This window comes from Bartonella sp. AP57NXGY (assembly GCF_042195805.1).
Taxonomy (GTDB): Bacteria; Pseudomonadota; Alphaproteobacteria; order Rhizobiales; family Rhizobiaceae; genus Bartonella.
Genome location: NZ_JBHIOZ010000373.1, coordinates 1 through 1022 on the forward strand (window position 1 = coordinate 1; position 1022 = coordinate 1022).

At 45.3% G+C, this 1022-nt stretch carries 1 protein-coding gene; it reads right to left on the bottom strand.

Going from position 1 to position 1022, the window contains the following annotated elements; all coding sequences use genetic code 11:
• The coding region (locus ACFIL8_RS10940; RefSeq protein ID WP_375689804.1) for a hemagglutinin repeat-containing protein at positions 1–1022 on the bottom strand (1022 nt) is incomplete at both ends.

Consider the following 1022-nt stretch of genomic DNA (forward strand, 5'->3'; position numbering starts at 1 on the left):
TGGAGAGCGAGACAATTGCTCAAGGGATTTGTCTAAATCACCGGTTGCCTGATACTCAACAACAAAGCCATCACCCGCATCAAGCTTTATGCCACCCTTAGCATCTATGGTGACATGCTCGATGGTCTCCTTAAGGTAACCTTTATCGCTCTCACTCCACCACACAAGGTTTTCATTACGCTGATAAACGTCCTTAAAATCTTGATCCTTGTTGGTCAGAAACTTGATTTTTCCCGTATCTGATGCCAAATGCGTCTGACCACCACTTGATAGCCCTGCCGCATCAAGCGTGAGATCCCCATTTTGCGCATGCATGGAGAGGTTGCCCTCTGTTTCTATCGTGGTTTTGTTTGTAGTAACTTCTGTTGATTGTTGACGAAACTTATTCTTTTGCTTCGATTTGTCGCCTTCTTTGCCCCTCAGATCCAAATCAAAACTGTTAAAATCTTGCTCTGAAATCGCGTTGAGAGCGCCACCACTGGTGAAATCCCCATTGCCCTTGGCTTTAAACTTTCCCTCAAGGTTAAGTTCACCACCTGTGACAATGGTCAAATCTCCATCACTGTTGACTTCTGTCAAACGGTGCTCACTGCTTTGGGCGTTATAATGCCCTTTTTCCAATGTCTCCTTATGGTCACTCTCTAGCACTAATGAACCAAACGTAGCAGAACCATCGACAATCACCGTCATCGGACCGCCACTGCTCCATTGGCCACCAGTCATGCTTAAATCGCCAAGGGAGTGAATGTTTAAATCCTGTATAGAAATGATTTGAGCCTGCTGCCCACTGCGATCAACAAAACCATATTCATTCGTGTCACGGATTTTTGCAGTCCCATCAATGATTGTCTTCGCATTGAGGGTGATGATATCCCCCAGAATAACACCGGAAGAATTGGCTAAAAGATCGCCACTGCTGAGATCTACAGCACCGCTGCCAAGCAAAAAACCACCATCATTAAACAAAGTTTGCGTAGTCGAAACATGCAATGCACCATTACTTGATATGGTGCCGCTATTGG